Genomic DNA, 18,366 nt, shown 5'->3' with positions numbered 1-18,366 from the left:
GAGAACAAAGATACTCATTCGAAAGCAAAAAAGTGCCCTAGCAGAGGGAAAAGGTCTTCTCTGCTAGGGCACACAAAGATTTACGGAAGAGAGCTTCTCTCTCCTATGCTATATTACCAAACGAGTACGCGATCTTCGGGAGCAAGATACATCTTGTCACCCTCTTTGATACCGAAAGCCTTGAAGAAAGCATCGATATTGCGAAGCGTTTGATTTACTCGATACATACCCAAGCTATGAGGGTCGATATTGGTAAGGCGGATCATCTCTTGCTCTGTGATGTTTTGCCCCCAAACGCGTGCATACCCGATAAAGAAGCGTTGTTCGGCGGTAAATCCATCAATCATGGGAACTTCCTTGCCCTCAAGAGCCTTTTGTAGCGCGAGGTGTGCTACGATAAGACCACCTTGGTCAGCAATGTTTTCGCCCAAAGTAAGAGCACCATTTGCCTTTACGTTACCCACTACGGTGAGTGCGTTGAACTGATTTACGAGCTTAGAGGTAGCGGCTTGGAACTTGGCAGCGTCTTCCGAAGTCCACCAATCGTTCATATTTCCGTCCTTGTCGTAGTTACGGCCTTGGTCATCAAATCCGTGGGTCATCTCGTGACCGATCACTACCCCGATGGCACCATAGTTTACAGCATCATCTGCATTGGGGTTGAAGAACGGGGGTTGCAAGATACCTGCAGGGAAGCAAATCTCGTTGGTTGTAGGCATGTAGTAAGCATTTACATCCTGAGGATTCATGAGCCAACGCTCACGATCTACGGGCTTGCCTAGCTCACTCATATTGAAGTCTTGCTCAAAACGAGTTACCTCCTTGAGGTTTTCGTAGAAGCTCTTATCGGCACTGATAGCGAGTTTTGAGTAGTCTCTCCACTTATCGGGGTAGCCAATCTTTACGGTAAAGGCATTGAGTTTTTCTTGTGCTTTTGCCTTGGTAGCATCGCTCATCCAATCGAGGCTAGCGATGCGTTCACCGAGAGCAACCTGGAGGTTCTTAACAAGCTGAGCCATCTTTTCCTTAGACTCGGGCGAGAAGTGACGCTTTACGTATACCTCACCGAGAGCTTCGCCGAGAACGCCGTTAACCAAGTTGACAGAACGACGCCAGCGAGGGTGTTGCTCCTTGCTACCGCTAAGAGTCTTTCCGTAGAACTCAAAAGAGGCGAGAGAGAAGTCGTCACTAAGGTAGCTAGCTGCCCCATCTATTTCGGATGCGATAAGGTAGTCTTTGATCTCGCGGAGGTCTGCCGTGGGGAACCACTTATCGAATTTATCGAAGTAGTTGTATTGGGTTACGTCCCACTTTTCGAGATTAGAGAGATTGCGTTCGGCAAGATATGCGTTCCAATCAAAGCCCTTGTGCGAAGCGGCAAACTCCTTAACTGCCACAAAGTGATAGTTGGCACGGCTGTCGCGCAACTCCTCTTGCGAGTAGCTCATCTGAGCGAGCTCACGAGAGATCTTTGCATTGTTTTTGGTAATACGATCAGCGTCCTCCTTGCTATAACCGGCAAGAGTAAGCACCTTATTGATGTACTTATTGTATTCCTCTAGGATCTGTGCATTCTCAGCAGATAGGTAGTACTCTCTATTACCAAGAGCGAGAGAGGGCTGAGACACGTGCATGATGTTCATGGTGCTGTTCATGTCGTCGGCAGCTACATAAGTGCCAAAGAACACAGAACGGCCCTCTTTTTCCCACTTACCAAAGATCTTGGGAAGGTCTTGCTTATTGGCAATAGCTTCGATCTCTTCGAGGTCTTTTTTGATAGGGGTAGCACCCAATTCATTGCGGGTAGTACTATCCATTGCCTGCTTGTAAAGAACGGCAACGCGATACTCGTTAGTACCCTCTTTTTGCGTTTTACCGGCAAGCTCTTCTACGATGTCGCGGATCTGCTCGATAGAGCGTTCGCGGAGGACATCAAACGAACCATAACGGCTATGGGTAGCAGGAAGCGGATTGTTTTTCATCCAACCGCCATTGGCGAAAAGATAAAAATCTTCGGCAGGATTTACTGTTGTGTCTAGCGCTGTGAGGTCGATAGCCGGCATAGCATCTTGGTCTTTTGTACCATTGCCACCGCTACAACCTGTGAGCATGAGCCCCATAAACGAGGGCAATAGAAGTAACATCTTTACTTTCATAGGTTTTATAATGAATAAGTTTTTGGGCAAAAAAGGGAGGAATAGCTTTAGAAAAGCGGTGATGGATACGTTCCATCGGCAGCCAATGAGGCAAGACGGGCTACTACATTCTTACGATCTTCTTGGTAGGTTACGCCAAACCACTGTGCCGTACTCGAGAGAAGACGCACCTTTGCCTCACCGCTTTTTATAAGCGTGTCTACCATTAGAGGAATGTAAAACTCACTCTTAGGCTCTGCGATATGCTCTTCTAAGAAACGTACAAAAGCCTTTTGGGAGTAATCGAAATAATCGGGAGTAAAGCCCCAGAAATTCATCGAAACGGGGGTAGACAATGGGAAGGCGAGCCCGGACTTCCCATCAAGACAGCGAGAAGGATCTTTAGGATCTCGAGCAAGAGCGGTCTGCTCCTCTACCTTTTGCAAGCAACCCTCCGAGTCCACCGAACAAACACCACGCGAGACCGTCCCCCCTTCGCTAAGCGTATTACCCAAGTGATAGGCCACCATACAGTAGTCTCCTTTGGTAGAGGGATCGATAGCTTGTAGCGCCTCTGCCATCACGGCAAAAGCCTCCCTGCCATAAAAATCGTCGGCATTGATCACGCAAAAAGGCTCACGAATAGCCTCAGCCGCCATCAATACAGCATGATTTGTACCCCAAGGTTTTACACGCTCTTCCGGACAAACAAAAGGCTGAGGGAGCTTATCAATCTCTTGGAAAACAACCTCTGTAGGAATGGCGTGCTCATATTTAGACAGCACCTTCGAACGGAATTCTTCTTCAAAATCCCGGCGAATTACAAATACAACCTTACCAAACCCAGCGTACAGCGCATCATAGATAGAATAATCCATAATGGTCTCGCCATTGGGCCCTACGCCGTCTAATTGCTTAAGGCCTCCATACCGGCTTCCCATGCCGGCAGCCATTACAAGAAGGGTCGGTTTCATATATTACAAATCTAAATACCTTCGTCTCTTTCGCCCACAAAGGTAGGATTTTTTGGCTAGACAGCCCTTCTCAGAAGTTAATTCGCTCCATACGAGGAGATAAGGGCAGCCAATCGACTCATCAATTCATCAAGGGGCATGTCGGAGCGTTCACTCATCGTTTTGAGGGTAGCCATGGGCAACATCACCTTGGCAATAGGTGTCTGTAGCATTGCAAATTTGGGGTTGATCGAGGGTAAATCCACCTTCAACTGGGGATAACGTTTGAGCAGGTCTTTTAACTTAGTATTGGGAGATAGTACCGAGCTACCGATCTCTTCCTCCGAAGCCTCTGGCTCCTGTTGCTCTTCGTCCCAAGTAAGCAAGGTGCGGGAGCCCTCTAAGCTACGGATATGAGTACAGTCTTGCATCATCTCCAAAACGCCTCGGAAGTGCCCTTCGGCATCACGCACTGCCACATAAACGATATAGATAAAGAGGCCGGGCTTATTGATCCAAAACTCTGCTTTACTTTGCTCACCTCGTCTGAATTTCTCTATAATTTCCTCTACAATATGGACGCTCTTTGGCGGGTGGCATTTGCTTACCTCTCTACCAATCACCTCCCTACTACGAGGGAATACCCTATGGGGCGTATCGGTATAGAACTTGACTAGTTCGTTCTCATCCACATAAGAAAGATCTACAGGGAGATGGCGGAAAAGAAGGTTGATCTGATCCAATGTCAATCGACCCTCTGCCACGTGCAAAACTTCGTCTGAGGACTGCCCCTTCGAGCCAAGTCCATGGCGAGCGAGCAAATCAGCCAGTTCTCCCATAAAGTCACCCTTGGGGGCCGGAACGTGAGAGGGCTTGTATTCGGGCATTTCGATAGCAAAAAATCCGATCTCGTAGTCCCCATGCTTCATGGCTTCAAACTCTGTTTCAGAAATTAATTTGAGCGAGGTAGGATAAAGGATTAGCTCCTCTTTACTGATCAAGTCGAGCATATCGGTTGCCATGGTGCGGAAGGCCTCAGGAAAAGCGGCATAATTGCCCAACTGCAATAGATCCATTGCCTTATTCATCTCATCGCGCACATAGTCATCGTACGTCCACATCGTAGTAGAGGGGCGTGTAAATCCCTTTCTTTCGAGTACGGAGTAGAGTTGGTTTTGTTTACGACTAAAATGCACTTTATAGGGCATGATCTCTTGCATCAAAGCCGTCCAGGGGTCTGGAGCAAACTCGCCTTGCAGCAATTTTTCGCCCTCTTGGAGCAAGGCTTTCATCTTCTCTGCTTCTCGCAAATAGGCATCAAGGGGATGCCCAAAGGGGAGTGAGAGTTTGGGTTGCTCAATAAGACCCTCAAAGATTTGCAGTATCTCGTGCACATTCTCCGTGCGGCATTCATCGGGATCTTCCTCTCCCTTTACCAGTTGCTCAGCGGCGGCAAACTCTTCAGGAGTGATACGCCCCACATCTTGGAGCATACGTTTCCTAGCCTCTTCTAGAGTGATTAAACCATCGCTGTACTCACTACGGATTTGGAGCATGCGCTGCAATTTGCCTTTGTCTAGGCTATCGAATATGGGATTTGTCGGAGTCATACTTTCTTTTTTTTACGGTTGTAATTATCTGTTTGCGATAAGGGAGCCACTCGATGCATCCCCAAATCAATACAAATGTACAGAGAATCACTGTAACGACACTACCCTCGCAATAAAAACATTGAGAAGGAGTCAATTCTCACCACACACAAAACAAAAGAGAAACGACAGCCTATATTTTTTTGCACACAGGCCTAAAAGAAAATATTTCTTGGGCTAGATTTCTTCAAAAATCAGGCAATATAGTGAGGCGATTCTGGCTAGTTTTCTGTCCTTTTCTAGGCAGAAAGGGAATCCCTCTCGGAGCAAAAGAAAAATGCTGCCACCTTTCTCCCCAAAGAGAAAGATAGCAGCATTCGATTGCTTCGCACTCAGTGCGAAGTATTACTCTTCGGCACGGAACATAGGATCCCAGGGGGGAAGCATGGTAGGCTTGTCGTTCATCACAGCGCGCACCTTATCTGTAAGGTATTTCTTATCCACTACGATACGGAAAGTATAGGCATCAAACCACTCGTCCGTCATGATGAGGTGACCTTGGTGCCCCGAGGTAGCTCCCCAACTATTTTCCACCATCCATTTGGTAGGTTTGCCCGCTGCATTCAGATCCACAGCAACGAGGGTCATGGCGTGGGTCGAACCACTATCGCCGGTCTCAATACGCTCCTTTTTGTTCATATCAATGGGGTAACCTAGGATAGCTTCGTAGTCATTATAACCCAAGCTTAGTATCCCACGCTTGCTATCGAGTTCCTTGCCCACGTCGCAAGAATAATAGAGCATTGTGCTATCCTTTATAGAGGCAATGGCCATTGTCTTTAGCTCTTCGATGGGAACATTTACGTACGTCCAGTTCTTACCATCGTACATGTGGCGGTCGTACTCAATCTGGTAGGTTTTGTAGTAAGGACGCGAGGGGTCGTTCATAATCATCACGTACTCGTTGCGGAGATCACGCCCAATAAACTCTTGATAGAAGCTCTTAGGGGTGTACTCTTTTGTACTGATAGCCTTACCCTGAGCATCGCGAAGCGTGTAGGTAAACTTCGTAGGAGGCTCTCCCAAATTGAGTACCAAGAGACGATACACGCTCTTGAGAATGGTTAGTTTTTGCTGCTCTAGTTGCTTTTCACTGGCCCCTTTTTCTGCAGCTTGACGAAGGCGAATCCCCCCTTGGCGCAATACCTTAGCGATAAGAGAAGAGAGACGGCTTGTATTGTTGCTATTGGTTGTCTCGGGCATAACTTCGCTCGGCACCACACCATACTTAGTAAGGTTGTCCGAGACGCCCGTGAACTGACCTCCGTCACCAATAGGGTTGCGGAAGAGCCAAGCTACCGTACGATCGTCTATGGGTTTCTTACGGGTATCAATAATCCCTTGGAGGAAAAGATTGGATTTCTCCAGCTGATCCCAAAAGAAAGAATAGTTATGTGAGAAGAAGAACTCGCCTGCATTATTCTTTTGCATTAGCTCGGCACGGAGCACATTCAGACCGGTAAAGAGCCAGCAACGTCCGCTCTGCTTTTGGTCGGCGATGCCTCGGCTCGCTACTCTATTAGAGAATTCCCCTGTAGGATAGTCCTTGGGAGCGGCACTGGTAAGCACCATTCCATTGGCTTGGATTGCATTGAGGAGAGCACGATTGGCAGGGCTTTGATCAAACCCTGAGCGGATAGTAGAGAGATCTTGCTCGGTAAGACCACCCTTGCCCACTTGAGCTGCAACCGGCAGAGAAAGCGTGAAAGCTAACGCCAGCGATAGCGAGGTGAGTAGATTTTTTTTCATTGTTCTATTATTTCTATTTGGATTGTTTATTTACAAGACAGCAAAGCGCACAACGCGAGCTTTTCGGCTCTTAGGGTCACTGATGAGTACGGAGTAAATGCCCGGGGCATAGCGTTCACCACTCGAGGAGCGCACGGTAAGCGGATACTCGTTCCCCGTGGCAACGACACTATGTACTAAGCCTCCCTGAGCATTGGTAACACGCAACTCCATACCGGTATTGAGCCCTGTAATGGTGACTAAGTCAGGGTCTTCGGGGCGCAGAGGATTGGGGTATACATGGATAGAACTCAAGGACTCTTCGGTCGTATCGAAGTTGCCTGTTTGCAAGGTAATCAGCCCTTCGGAAGTGCCAATATAGAGCAACCCCGTAGCATTGTCAAGCGAGAGGGTATTTATATTGTTGCTTAGGAGAGGAGTATCTTCAGCGCGATAGTGAGCCAATATTTTGGTACCATCACTACTGAGCAAATAGAGACCGTCGCTTGCCGTTCCCACCCATTTGTTGTTAAGTCTGTCTACAGCAAGGGCATTGATACGGACGTTATCAAGAACGTAGTATAGGTTAGGCTCTACCCCTCCTACGGGACGAGAAGCCACAGGAGAGGCGGCTTTATGCACACGAGTGGGGGCGTTTACAATGATGGGACCCTTATCCGAACCCAACCAAAGGACACCCTCTCTATCAAGAGCCATGCAGTAAAAAGTGCGCGTGGCAATACTCTTGCCCGAGCGATCGACAAACTGAGAAATACTACGAATCACATCATCGGCTGTATTATCGGGGGTGCCGTTTATATCTACGATTACCACACCCGTTCTATCGCCATGCACGATTGTACACCAAACAATATCCCCGGGGAGTACGAGGGAGGGGCCAAAAGCATTGGCATCACGCACACTCATTTCTAGGAACTTATGCCAATTGCCCTTAGCATCGAGGTAGACAATATTTTCGGAAACAGAGCCTTGGAACATCCAAAGCCCTCCTTTCGAGTCGAAAGACAGGCTCCCCACTCGTACAAAAGTATTGCTATAGGGTTTATTGGGGAGGGCACTTGAGAGGGGACTATTCTCCAACGAATATTGCTGTACCAGCTCATCATTACGAAACTCCAGCAGACCTTCGCCCCAAGTGCTGGCAAAAAAGTGCTTAGGATCGCGAGGGTCTACGGCTAAGGAAACCACGTCGTAGTACTGAGGTTTTACACGCCCCTGTATCTCCTCCTCTGTAATCTTGATCCAAGGATGTACTCGATCTTGTATCTTAATGCACCCCGGGATGCGGTTACGGTCGCCTCCTCTCCCTCCGGAGACGGCGTAAAATCGTCCTCCGGATAGCACGGTATAAAAATAATTATTATCCCAAGGGCTATCGTATTGCGGCTTCCACTCTTCGCTGCTCCCCTCTGCTCCTGAGAGAGTGAGGTGCTCTATTCTGTTCGAAGCTGCGAGCCAAAGCTCCGTGGGGAGGCCTGCCGTGGCAAAGTCGGCGAGGTTAGCCCGGAGAGAAAGGACGCGTGGCTCCTGTTTTTCATCAAGAAGAATGAGTTGATTCGCTCCCTGTGCCAACGTCGTTTTGTAATCCCTAAGAAGATTCTCAATCCCCGAATAGAAAAGAGTGGCAGCCCCTTCTCCTTTTGGGAGGCGGTAGAGAGAACCGTCTTTGTGCAACAGAAGCAAATCCCCCTGATAGGTTGCAATCTGTAGTAATTGAGTCGCATTGTGGGGGAGGTCTACGCGCTTCCACTCAGAGGGGTCTTGTAAATTACGCGTCTCATCTCCTCGGAATAGCGAGCCATCGGGGCGTAAAGCGTAAAGAATGCTCCCCAGCTGAGCAACATCTCGCACCTCAGTACCCAAAAAGTAGGTGGCCTCTATGTGGGCGCGCTCCAGCGTCACTCGAGAGATGCCGAAGCCTCCGGCAAGATACACTTTGTCCTCGGCGCCGATGAGGCGGTGGAGCTTCTTGTCTGCCAAACGATAGTTGTCGTACAAGGCAGTATTGCTCACAACCCCTTGGGGCGAGAGCACATCCATTTTACCGGATAGATAGTATATGAATAGCCGCTGCGCCGAGGCTTCGTAGTAGATGGTAGAAATACGATTATCTGTTAGTCCATCCGCATGACTATAGAGGTGTACGCGGTCGGGGCGTTTCTTCTCAATACCAAAAAGACTGCCGTTGGCAACAAGATAAACATGGGTCGGGGTATCCTCTATTTGCTCGTAGTGATTCATGGCAAGGATCGGCTGCCAAAGAGCCTCCTGAGCGGCAAGGGGGAGTAGCGACACAACCCAAACGCCCAAAGCTAGGGCAAGACGAAGTAATGGCTTCATAGAGGATATTGTTTGAGGTATTGACTAAAAGCTGCGATGGCGCGCGCTCGGTGGCTCATGGCATTCTTCTCATGCTCCGTCATTTGGGCAAAGGTTCTTTCCTCGCCTTCCGGCACAAAAAGAGCATCGTACCCGAAGCCCGCCTCTCCGCGCTCTTCTAGTATGATCGTCCCCTCCACGCATCCCTCAAAAAGATGCTCGGCTCCGGCGGCATCAATATAGGCAACCACGGTACGAAAACGAGCTTTGTAAGGAGGAGAGAAAGAGCGAAGATCCTCCACCAACTTCTGCCGATTGGCAGCATCGTTGTGCGCCTCTCCGGCATACCGCGCCGAGTAAACTCCGGGAGCTCCTCCCAGACAATCGACTTCGAGCCCCGTATCATCGGCAATCGTGGGGAGCTGAGAAAGGCGATGGGCATCGCGCACCTTTATAAGGGCATTTCCCTCAAGGGTAGGAGCATCTTCCACAGGATTGCTTTGCACTCCCGCCTCTGCCAGACTGATTAGAGTACATCGCTCTTGCAAGATTTGGCGCACCTCTGCGAGCTTGTGCGTATTATTCGTAGCGAAAAGTAGTTTTTCCATTATCTTTGTGAGTGTAGAGTTCCTAAACTCCACACAGGTAGCAAAATTAGCAAGATGGCAGATATTATCCAAATACAAGAGCTATGTTTATCTCTTCCGGGCGTGGAAGAATGTTTCCCTTTTGACGAAACAACGCTCGTTTTTAAGGTAAGTGGAAAGATGTTTGCCCTTATTCCCCTAGAGAAAGATCCCCAAATGATGGTCAAGTGCGACCCCGATCTCGCCGAAGAGTGGCGGCTCCGATTTGAGGAGGTAGAGCCTGCATTTCACATGAATAAGAAGCATTGGAATAGTGTTATTTTAGGGGGGACGCTCTCTTGGGAGCGAGTAGAAAAGATGCTCCTACACAGCTACTATCTTGTAGTACAAGGGCTACCCAAGCGACTTCGTTGCACACTCACCCTACCGGATTCCCTCGCAGATTATGCCCACCCTCAGCTTTAGAGTACTATCCCCCACCTCACCCGTAGAGAGCACCTACACCTACCTCTACGATTGGGCTGCACAACACCCTCAAGACCCGAACGCCTATGTGCTAGAGGTGCCCTACCAATCGGCAGGGCGCGGTCAGCAGGGGAACTCATGGTACTCCTCGGAGGGGAAAAATCTTTTACCCTCCTTCCTCGTTCGCTTTCCTCGCTTCTATGCCCCCATGGCTTGGGCAGTCTCGGAGCTTACAGCACTCGCCGTTTGGGAGGCTGTAGCCCCTCTCGTGCCTTCTCCAGAGCTATTGCGCATCAAGTGGCCCAATGATATTTACTACGGAGAGCGCAAACTTGCAGGCATATTGGTAGGGCATTCGTTTTCAGAAATGCGCATCAATTATAGCATTGTAGGGGTAGGGCTTAATGTCAATGAGCGTACATTCCCTTCCGACCTCCCCAACCCTATATCCCTTTATCAGATAGTTGGGAAAGAGCTAGACCTCTCTCTCGTACGCTCCCTCCTCTACCAATCGATGGAGCAACGCCTAGGGGAGATTACCACGCTTGCCCCCACGCTCAATATGTATCACCTCGATTACCTTGAGAGACTCTATAAACGCGACGAACAAGCCACCTTCCGCAACGCCCAAACCGGACGGGAATTTGTAGGAATAATACGCGATGTACAACCCAATGGACTCCTTGTAATGATGGTAGAAGATGGGCTCAAACACTTCGCCTTTAAGGAGATAGAATATGTTCACGACCTCTAGCAATACACTCTCTCAGCGGGAGAAAAAACTCATTGTATCCTTACAGCAAGCCAAAGTGCGCCGTACGGAGGGGCTTTTTGTGGCAGAGGGGCCCAAACTTATTGGGGAGCTCCTTGCTACCTTCCCTTGCCGATTGCTGGTTACTACCGCCTCGTTCCTCCCCCTTGTGGAGGGCTTGGGTCAGATCCAACGTGTGGTGCTATTACCCGAGGGATACGACTTTAGTTCCCTTAGCACACTGCGTACTCCGCGCCCCATGATTGCCTTGCTAGAGCTCCCAACTCCCCCCTCGACCTCTATCATTACCGCTCCCAGTCTTTTGCTCGACAACGTACAAGACCCCGGCAATGTAGGCTCCATCCTACGCACGGCCGATTGGTTTGGCTGCCGAACTGTATTTACTACAGAGGGAACAGCAGACCCCTTTTCGCCTAAGGTGGTACAGGCAACGATGGGCGCCTTGGCACGGGTCAAGGTAACGCCGGTAACCGATATCCACTCTCTACTCGGGCAAGCCCATAGGGATGGCGTTGCTATTTTGGGCACATTCTTAGAGGGGGAAGATATTCTCGCACACCACAGCACGCCCCTTTTCTCCTCTCCCTACCTCCTAATCATGGGCAACGAAGGGCAAGGCATCTCCCCCACAGTTGCTCAATATGTAACCCAACGTCTTACTATCCCCCCCTCTTCTCCGGACGGCAAACAGGTAGAAAGCCTCAACGTAGCTGCCGCTACTGCCATTGTATTGGCCTGCCTACACCGTCACTAACCTCTCCCTCTATGAACAAAACAATCAAGCACGACCAAGGCTATATAGAGATCCGTGGAAATCGCGTCAATAACCTAAAGAACATTGATCTCTCCATACCCAGAGGGAAACTCACCGTTATATCGGGAGTTAGTGGATCGGGGAAAAGCTCTCTTGCTTTTGATACACTCTACGCCGAAGGACAGCGAAGATATGTCGAGAGTCTATCGAGCTATGCGCGCCAATTCCTAGACAGAATGCCCAAGCCCGACTGCGACTTTATCCGCTACATACCGCCAGCCGTGGCTATACAACAGCGCGTAATCAGCCGTAACCCCCGTAGTACCGTGGGAACAAGTACGGAGATCTACGACTATCTAAAGATGCTTTTTGCACGCTTTGGTAAGACCATTTCTCCCATCTCCGGCACCGAAGTCAAAAAACATACGCCCCACGATGTAGTAAAAGCGGTGGGCACCCTCCCCGAGGGAACTCGCATCTACATAGTGGCTCCTCTAGCGGAGCGCGGCGAGGCTCTTGCCGGCCGACTCCAAATCTATCAAAGCTCCGGATTCAGTCGAGTTTGGAGCGAAAAAGAGGGCGTGGTACGCCTAGGAGATTTCTCTCCTGGCGAGAGAGAAGAGGCTCTCTACCTCGTAGTGGATCGAATGTCGGTGCGACATGCCGATGGAGCCTTCGAAACCCGGCTTGCCGACTCGGTAGAGATTGCCTTTTATGAGGGGCACGGAGCTTGTAGCATCGTTGCGGAAGGAGAGAATCCCGTCAAACTAGAGTTTAGCAACCGACTAGAAGCGGACGGAATCACCTTTGCCGAGCCTAGCCCCGACCTCTTCGACTTTAACAGCGCCACAGGAGCCTGCCCCGAATGCGAAGGGTACGGAAACATACTCGGCTTGTCACCCAAGTTGATTATACCCAATCCCTCACTCTCGATCTACGAAGACGCCGTTGCCTGCTGGATCGGCCCCCAATCCTCCCTCTGGAAAAAGGAGTTTATGGCTCTTGCCAGTAAGGAAGACTTCCCTATCCACACGCCTTATAAAGATCTTAGCGAGGAGCAACAAGGACAGATTTGGCGAGGCTTCTACCACGAGCAGTACCAAGAATATGTGGGTATTAACAGCTACTTCAAGATGCTGGAGAAGGAGCTGTACAAAGTGCAAAACAGGGTACGACTTGCCCACTTTAGGGGGAAAACCATCTGCCCTTCGTGCGGAGGGAGGCGACTGCGCCCCGAGGCATTATATGTGCAATTTGAGGGGAAAACAATCGACCAAATCACCCAACTCTCTATCCTAGATGCTCGGGACTTCTTCGAGGGGATCGCACTACCCGAAGCTCAAGCCAAAGCCGCAGAGCGACTTCTTTATGAGATACGAAGCCGACTGCAAGTACTCTGCGACGTAGGGGTAGAGTACCTCACTTTAGATCGTCTCTCCAATACACTCTCGGGGGGAGAAAGCCAACGTATCACCCTCTCTACTCGGCTAGGGAGCAACCTCTACGGAGCTATGTACGTACTCGACGAGCCTAGTATCGGCTTGCACGAGCGCGACACAGAGCGACTCATCGGGGTGGTAGAGCGCCTGCGTGATGCCGGCAATACCATTGTGGTGGTGGAGCATGACGAGAAGATGATTTGTGCAGCAGATACACTCGTAGACATCGGACCCGATGCCGGTATTCATGGGGGAGAGGTTATCTATGTAGGCTCCCCAAAAACCATAACCAAAGAGACTCCGGGGTACACTGCCGGGTATTTATCCGGACGGCTTTCTATCCCCATCCCCACGGTACGTCGAGCCTACAAGCACCATATCACCATCCATAACGCGCAGAAAAACAATCTGCAAAACCTAACCCTCGACCTCCCTCTCGGGGTCTTGGCCGTAGTAACCGGCATTAGCGGCTCGGGCAAGAGTACCCTGGTACGCGACGTACTCTACGAAGATCTCCGGCACTACTTCGATACACACGAGCCGGGCTCTCTCTCGGGCGATCTCAAGAGATTGAAAGCCGTAGAATACGTAGATCAGAATATGGCAGGGCGCAATGCGCGAAGCAACCCTGCGACCTTTATCGGAGCTTTTGACTCCATCCGTGAGCTGTATAGTCGCCTACCCCTCTCTCGCCAGATGGGCTACAAGCCCTCCTTCTTTAGCTTCAACAATAAGAATGGGGGTCGCTGTGAGGAGTGCAAAGGAGAGGGGACTATTGCGGTGGAAATGCAGTTTATGGCAGACCTTATCCTTACCTGTGATGCCTGTGGAGGGAAGCGCTTCAAACGTGAGATTTTGGACGTGGAATACCATGGGGTCAACATCAGTGATCTCCTCGCGATGAGCATATCCGAAGCCGTGGGTTTCTTCCAACAATACCCCGAAGAAGAGTACACTAAAGCCATTGTCTCTCGCCTCAAAGTGCTCGAAGAGGTAGGCCTCGGGTATGTGCAAATGGGGCAGAGTTGCTCTACACTATCGGGAGGAGAAAACCAGCGTCTAAAGCTTGCTTACTACCTGGCTCAACGCGCCGTAGAGCCCACACTATTCATCTTCGACGAACCCACTACAGGGCTACACTTTCACGACATCTCTCGCCTACTCCACTCCCTACAAGCCCTTATAGAGAAGGGGCATTCCGTGCTCATTATTGAGCATAATCTGGAGATTATCAAGTGTGCCGACTACGTTATAGACCTCGGCCCTGAAGGGGGAGCCAAAGGCGGATTACTCATGGCATGTGGCACGCCTGAGGAGGTGGCAGCTTCGCCTCAGTCTATTACAGGGCAATATCTACGAGAAAAACTGCAACCCCTATGCCCCTAAAGAAGAAAACAACACCCGAGAAGCTATTTTACTCCCCCCACGAAGTCTGCGAACTTATCGGGGAGGACGTGCACACCCTCTACTATTGGGAAGATACCTTTGGGCTCTCCATCGAAAGAAGCCGAGGCGGGCACCGACGTTACACACCACAAAACATAGAGACGTTGCGACTGATTCATTTCCTCATCCGCGAGAGAAAGTTCACCAGTGATGGCGTAAAACATTACCTCCAAAACCCCAATAAAGAGGAAAACAAGCGCAAGGTAATAGAGCAACTGCGCATCTCCCTAAACGAGGTGGAGGGGCTGCTCAAAGCCTTCAACGCCTATCGCCTATCCCAAGGCAGCGTACACCACGACTCCAACGACGAGCCATTCGAGTAGAAGGGAAAGGCTCTCCTCTCTCTTTCGGGAGACTGACTTCGAAAACGGAAAAAGTGAGCAAGAAAAAAGCGCACGAGCTGTAACAAAACAACTCGTGCGCTAAATATTTTTGATTTCTAGGCTAAACCCAGAAAAATCTCAGCTATATTTGCACCCATTTTAGGGCAAAAAATCAAACAAAATTAGCCGGAATATTAGTGAGGTAATACCCCATTTTTTACGAAGACCTTGTGGAGTTTGTCTATCGCAAAGTCCAGTTGTTCCTTTGTATGCGTAGCCATAAGGCTGAAGCGGATAAGGGTATCCTCGGGTGCTACTGCCGGAGAAACTACGGGATTTACGAACACGCCTTCTTCGAAAACATCGCGTGTAATGCAGAATGTAGCTTCGTTGTTGCGAATGAACAACGGAATAATAGGGGTAGAAGTGTTGCCAATCTCAAACCCTAGAGCGCGAAAACGCTCGAGGGCATACCTCGTAAGCTCCCAAAGATGATCCAAACGCTCAGGTTCGCTCAGCATAATATCTAGAGCCGCTCCGGCTGCTGCGGTAGAGGCAGGCGTGCAACTTGCACTAAAGATATAGCTACGAGCATGGTGGCGAAGGTAGTTAATCAGGATTTTGTCTCCGGCAATGAACCCTCCCAAGGAGGCGAACGATTTGCTGAATGTACCCATGATAAGATCTACCTTATCGGTGAGTCCGTAGTGGTTGCACACCCCACGACCATTTTGCCCCAGTACCCCAAAGCCATGTGCCTCGTCCACCATTACGGTGGCATTGTAACGCTCTGCAAGTTTTACAATCTCGGGGAGGTTACATACATCCCCTTCCATAGAAAACACACCATCCACGATGATGAGTTTCACCTTATCGGGGGCACACTGAGCCAAACGACGCTCGAGCGATGCCATATCATTGTGGCGGAATTTAAACGACTTGGCAAAGGAGAGACGGATCCCTTCAATAATGGAAGCATGATCCAATTCATCCCAAATTATATAGTCTTCTCTGCCTAGGAGACAAGATATAACCCCGAGATTAACTTGGAAACCCGTAGAGAAGATAATGGCATCATCTTTGCCCACAAACTGAGCCAATCGCTGCTCCAACTCAAGGTGAGAGTCGAGTGTCCCATTAAGGAAACGACTGCCAGCACACCCCGTCCCATACTTCTCTGTTGCAGCAATCGCAGCTTCTTTGAGTTTGGGGTGGTTGGTCAATCCCAAATAGGCATTAGAGCCAAACATGAGTACACGACGGCCATCAATAATCACCTCTGTATCTTGCTCGGACTCAATTTTTCGGAAATAAGGGTAGATACCCTTGGCTTGTGCCTCCTGAGGGGCAGTGTAGTGTGCTAATTTCTCCTGAAGTAGGTGCATATAGAGAGATTAATTTGCTTTCTATTTGGATATAGGCATGGCGTCTCGGGAGGGAACCGCGTTTTGCAAGCAGCATGAGCCTGCATCAGCATTCTGTTGTTCCTCCTCTTGCATTGGACTATTACGTTGCAAAGACTTTAAGAAGTCCTCATCAGCCTCAATCGCCTCTAGGGCGAGCTTGGCAGCTCCTTGCTCCGAACCCTTTTTGGTGGAGCCTTTGCTATGCCCCATAGGCTGGTTGTCTATGAATACTTGTGAGACGAAATAACCGCGTGGGCCCGGTGCATGACCAATAAGACGGAACTCTACCGTACACTTGTGCTTGAGGCCCCACTCGATAAGTTTATTCTTGAAATTGGTGCCGAGATCGGGCTGCGTCTCACGGATTTCTCGATAAATCCCGAGCATCTTGTGATTGACAAACTGATGGGCGAAGTCGAATCCTCGATCTAAATATATCGCGCCCACGATCGCCTCAAGAGCATTTCCCGGCGCATCCTTCGCCAGAAAATTTTCACTCGAGTGCTGTATCAATCCATCTATGCCCATACGTTTGGCGATGGTATCCCCTATTTTGCGAGAGACAATCTTGGCTTTTTGCTCCGACAAAGCCCCCACAGGGCTATTGGGATAGGTGCGATAGAGTGTCTCGGAAACCACTGCGCCAATAATACTGTCTCCTAGGAATTCTAGTCGATCGTTATTGTCGTTGTATGTCGTTTTGCTCCGCCCGGCAGCTCGCTTACCGCCATTACCCGAAGCTGTGGTAGAGGGATCTATAAGAGCCAAACGGTAGTATTCTTTGTCGCGGATGGCAAATCCTAGGATCTGCTCCAGCGTCTTCCAGTCCGGCTCGAGCCTCTTTTTCTTCTTCGTAAGTGCGGGGAGAAATCGTGAGAGAAGGGCAGAGAAAAGCATGTGTAGACAGTAAAATTCGGCTACGTATCCCTTGTTAGTTGGCTAATGTAGAGAGTGTGGTGATGCTAAAAGTAGATAGGAAATCACAAAACAAGAGGGATACCCAAAGGAACCTAACCCACTAACAAAGCGGTTAAAGCCACTCTCTGAGTATCCCTCTTTAATAGTGATAATTACGACATTGCGCGCTTCTCTTAAAAAAGAAATCTGAAGTTATTTACCAACGTATTTCTTGAAAAGAACGCAAGCATTGTGACCACCAAAGCCAAATGTATTAGACATGGCAGCACGCACGGTGCGGTGGCAAGGCTTGTCGAATGTGTAGTTGAGTGCAGGGAATTCCGGATCCTCGTCGTCCGGTTGATGGTTAATCGTGGGAGGAACCACATCCTCACAAACCGACTTCACAGCAACAAGGGCTTCGAGAGCTCCCGTAGCTCCTAGGAGGTGACCCGTCATCGACTTTGTAGAACTGATGTTGAGCTTTTTAGCTTCATCACCAAACACAGCCGTGATGGCCTTCACTTCGCTAATGTCTCCCACGGGCGTGCTCGTTCCGTGCACGTTGATGTAATCTACATCACCAGGCTTGAGGTTTGCATCCTCTAGCGTGCGCTCCATCACAAGCTTTGCGCCAAGCCCCTCAGGGTGGCTCGCTGTGAGGTGGTGCGCATCCGCAGAGAGACCAAAGCCTCCAAACTCTGCATAGATCTTAGCTCCACGAGCCAAAGCGTGCTCTAGCTCTTCGAGGATCAAGATACTACTCCCCTCCCCTAGTACAAAGCCATCGCGGCTCTTACTAAAGGGACGGCTCGCGGTCTCAGGGCTATCGTTGCGCGTAGAGAGGGCATTCATAGCGTTGAATCCACCAATACCGGCAATGGTAACAGCCGCTTCACTACCCCCGGCTACCATTACATCTGCCTTACCAAGACGGATCATGATAGCGGCATCTATGATAGCATTGGTAGACGAGGCACAAGCCGAAGCTACCGAGTAGTTGGGGCCATTGAAGCCGTATTGAATAGAAACAAGCCCCGCAGCAATATCCGAGATCATCTTAGGGATGAAAAACGGATTGAAGCGCGGTCCCTTCTCGGGGCTATAGTCCATCACCTCCTGCTCAAAGGTCTCGAGACCTCCGATACCGGCTGAGATGATTACCCCTACACGCTCAAGATCTGTCTTCTCGAGGTCGAGACCAGAATCTTCGAGAGCCTCTTTGGCAGTAACCAAAGCGAACTGTGTGTAGCGGTCGTAGCGGCGAGCTTCTTTGCGATCGAAGTGATCGTTGGGATTAAATCCCTTCACTTCGCAGGCAAACTGCGTCTTAAAGTGAGACGCATCGAAGAGGGTGATAGGACCGGCACCGCTCTTCCCCTGGAGGAGACTTTCCCACGTCTCAGACACACTATTACCCACAGGGGTAAGTGCTCCAAGACCCGTGACAACAACTCTCTTAAACTCCATGG

General features: G+C 49.9%; 14 protein-coding genes. 5 read left to right on the top strand and 9 right to left on the bottom strand.

Features of this window, described 5'->3' with window-relative positions:
• Nucleotides 1-113: 113 nt before the first annotated feature.
• The 6 genes from ACTTHR_RS01595 to rdgB all read right to left on the bottom strand — a co-directional run bounded on the left by ACTTHR_RS01595 (nt 114) and on the right by rdgB (nt 9,413).
• Entirely contained in the window at nt 114-2,156 is a 2,043-nt protein-coding gene (locus ACTTHR_RS01595; protein WP_442604941.1) for a M13 family metallopeptidase, read from the bottom strand.
• Between the two features lie 47 nt (nt 2,157-2,203).
• Nucleotides 2,204-3,109, bottom strand: a complete 906-nt coding sequence (locus ACTTHR_RS01590) for a nucleotidyltransferase family protein (RefSeq protein WP_442604940.1) — start codon at nt 3,107-3,109, stop codon at nt 2,204-2,206.
• Between the two features lie 77 nt (nt 3,110-3,186).
• Nucleotides 3,187-4,698, bottom strand: a complete 1,512-nt coding sequence (locus ACTTHR_RS01585; protein WP_442604939.1) for a PAS domain-containing protein — start codon at nt 4,696-4,698, stop codon at nt 3,187-3,189.
• A gap of 384 nt (nt 4,699-5,082) precedes the next feature.
• Entirely contained in the window at nt 5,083-6,486 is a 1,404-nt protein-coding gene (locus ACTTHR_RS01580; protein WP_442604938.1) for a C1 family peptidase, read from the bottom strand.
• Nucleotides 6,487-6,516: 30 nt separating this feature from the next.
• Complete coding sequence (gene porZ / locus ACTTHR_RS01575; protein WP_442604937.1) at nt 6,517-8,826, bottom strand: type IX secretion system anionic LPS delivery protein PorZ; 2,310 nt, start codon at nt 8,824-8,826, stop codon at nt 6,517-6,519.
• Nucleotides 8,823-9,413, bottom strand: a complete 591-nt coding sequence (rdgB, locus tag ACTTHR_RS01570; protein WP_442604936.1) for an RdgB/HAM1 family non-canonical purine NTP pyrophosphatase — start codon at nt 9,411-9,413, stop codon at nt 8,823-8,825. The genes porZ and rdgB overlap by 4 nt, the downstream gene beginning before the upstream one ends.
• A 54-nt stretch (nt 9,414-9,467) precedes the next feature.
• On the opposite strand from rdgB, the gene ACTTHR_RS01565 reads away from it, so the two are divergent.
• The 5 genes from ACTTHR_RS01565 to ACTTHR_RS01545 are packed head-to-tail and all read left to right on the top strand — an operon-like array spanning nt 9,468 to nt 14,591.
• Nucleotides 9,468-9,857, top strand: a complete 390-nt coding sequence (locus ACTTHR_RS01565) for an MmcQ/YjbR family DNA-binding protein (protein WP_004332003.1) — start codon at nt 9,468-9,470, stop codon at nt 9,855-9,857.
• Nucleotides 9,838-10,611 carry a biotin--[acetyl-CoA-carboxylase] ligase gene (locus ACTTHR_RS01560; protein ID WP_442604935.1) on the top strand — a complete coding sequence of 258 codons (774 nt, stop codon included), beginning with the start codon at nt 9,838-9,840 and terminating at the stop codon, nt 10,609-10,611. Before ACTTHR_RS01565 ends, ACTTHR_RS01560 begins: the two co-directional genes overlap by 20 nt.
• Nucleotides 10,595-11,383, top strand: coding sequence for a TrmH family RNA methyltransferase (locus ACTTHR_RS01555; RefSeq protein ID WP_442604934.1), 789 nt, complete (start codon nt 10,595-10,597; stop codon nt 11,381-11,383). The genes ACTTHR_RS01560 and ACTTHR_RS01555 overlap by 17 nt, the downstream gene beginning before the upstream one ends.
• 11 nt (nt 11,384-11,394) lie before the next feature.
• Nucleotides 11,395-14,208: an excinuclease ABC subunit UvrA gene (gene uvrA / locus ACTTHR_RS01550; RefSeq protein WP_442604933.1), complete on the top strand. Its 2,814-nt coding sequence runs from the start codon at nt 11,395-11,397 to the stop codon at nt 14,206-14,208.
• Nucleotides 14,199-14,591 (top strand): helix-turn-helix domain-containing protein, encoded by a 393-nt coding sequence (locus ACTTHR_RS01545; RefSeq protein ID WP_276775076.1) that lies wholly within the window; start codon nt 14,199-14,201, stop codon nt 14,589-14,591. The genes uvrA and ACTTHR_RS01545 overlap by 10 nt, the downstream gene beginning before the upstream one ends.
• 194 nt (nt 14,592-14,785) lie before the next feature.
• Here ACTTHR_RS01545 and spt read toward each other — a convergent pair whose 3' ends face one another.
• From spt to fabF, 3 genes are all read right to left on the bottom strand, one after another.
• Entirely contained in the window at nt 14,786-15,976 is a 1,191-nt protein-coding gene (gene spt / locus ACTTHR_RS01540) for a serine palmitoyltransferase (protein WP_276775074.1), read from the bottom strand.
• 21 nt (nt 15,977-15,997) lie between these two features.
• Nucleotides 15,998-16,894 (bottom strand): ribonuclease III family protein, encoded by an 897-nt coding sequence (locus tag ACTTHR_RS01535; RefSeq protein WP_315555598.1) that lies wholly within the window; start codon nt 16,892-16,894, stop codon nt 15,998-16,000.
• A 213-nt stretch (nt 16,895-17,107) separates the two neighbouring features.
• On the bottom strand, nt 17,108-18,364 hold the full coding sequence (fabF, locus tag ACTTHR_RS01530; RefSeq protein WP_442604932.1) for a beta-ketoacyl-ACP synthase II: 1,257 nt from the start codon (nt 18,362-18,364) through the stop codon (nt 17,108-17,110).
• Between the last annotated feature and the right edge of the window lie 2 nt (nt 18,365-18,366).

Source organism: Porphyromonas endodontalis (assembly GCF_052173515.1).
In the GTDB taxonomy this organism is placed as follows: Bacteria; Bacteroidota; Bacteroidia; order Bacteroidales; family Porphyromonadaceae; genus Porphyromonas; species Porphyromonas endodontalis_A.
Note: the sequence above shows the minus strand (reverse complement) of the source record. Positions and strands in the feature narration are given on the sequence as shown.

Excerpts from the sequence above, each read along its gene's own strand:
- ACTTHR_RS01595 (WP_442604941.1), bottom strand. The coding sequence starts at position 2,156 with ATGAAAGTAAAGATGTTACTTCTATTGCCCTCGTTTATGGGGCTCATG.
- ACTTHR_RS01590 (WP_442604940.1), bottom strand. The coding sequence starts at position 3,109 with ATGAAACCGACCCTTCTTGTAATGGCTGCCGGCATGGGAAGCCGGTAT.
- ACTTHR_RS01585 (WP_442604939.1), bottom strand. The coding sequence starts at position 4,698 with ATGACTCCGACAAATCCCATATTCGATAGCCTAGACAAAGGCAAATTG.
- ACTTHR_RS01580 (WP_442604938.1), bottom strand. The coding sequence starts at position 6,486 with ATGAAAAAAAATCTACTCACCTCGCTATCGCTGGCGTTAGCTTTCACG.
- porZ (WP_442604937.1), bottom strand. The coding sequence starts at position 8,826 with ATGAAGCCATTACTTCGTCTTGCCCTAGCTTTGGGCGTTTGGGTTGTG.
- rdgB (WP_442604936.1), bottom strand. The coding sequence starts at position 9,413 with ATGGAAAAACTACTTTTCGCTACGAATAATACGCACAAGCTCGCAGAG.
- ACTTHR_RS01565 (WP_004332003.1), top strand. The coding sequence starts at position 9,468 with ATGGCAGATATTATCCAAATACAAGAGCTATGTTTATCTCTTCCGGGC.
- ACTTHR_RS01560 (WP_442604935.1), top strand. The coding sequence starts at position 9,838 with ATGCCCACCCTCAGCTTTAGAGTACTATCCCCCACCTCACCCGTAGAG.
- ACTTHR_RS01555 (WP_442604934.1), top strand. The coding sequence starts at position 10,595 with ATGTTCACGACCTCTAGCAATACACTCTCTCAGCGGGAGAAAAAACTC.
- uvrA (WP_442604933.1), top strand. The coding sequence starts at position 11,395 with ATGAACAAAACAATCAAGCACGACCAAGGCTATATAGAGATCCGTGGA.
- ACTTHR_RS01545 (WP_276775076.1), top strand. The coding sequence starts at position 14,199 with ATGCCCCTAAAGAAGAAAACAACACCCGAGAAGCTATTTTACTCCCCC.
- spt (WP_276775074.1), bottom strand. The coding sequence starts at position 15,976 with ATGCACCTACTTCAGGAGAAATTAGCACACTACACTGCCCCTCAGGAG.
- ACTTHR_RS01535 (WP_315555598.1), bottom strand. The coding sequence starts at position 16,894 with ATGCTTTTCTCTGCCCTTCTCTCACGATTTCTCCCCGCACTTACGAAG.
- fabF (WP_442604932.1), bottom strand. The coding sequence starts at position 18,364 with ATGGAGTTTAAGAGAGTTGTTGTCACGGGTCTTGGAGCACTTACCCCT.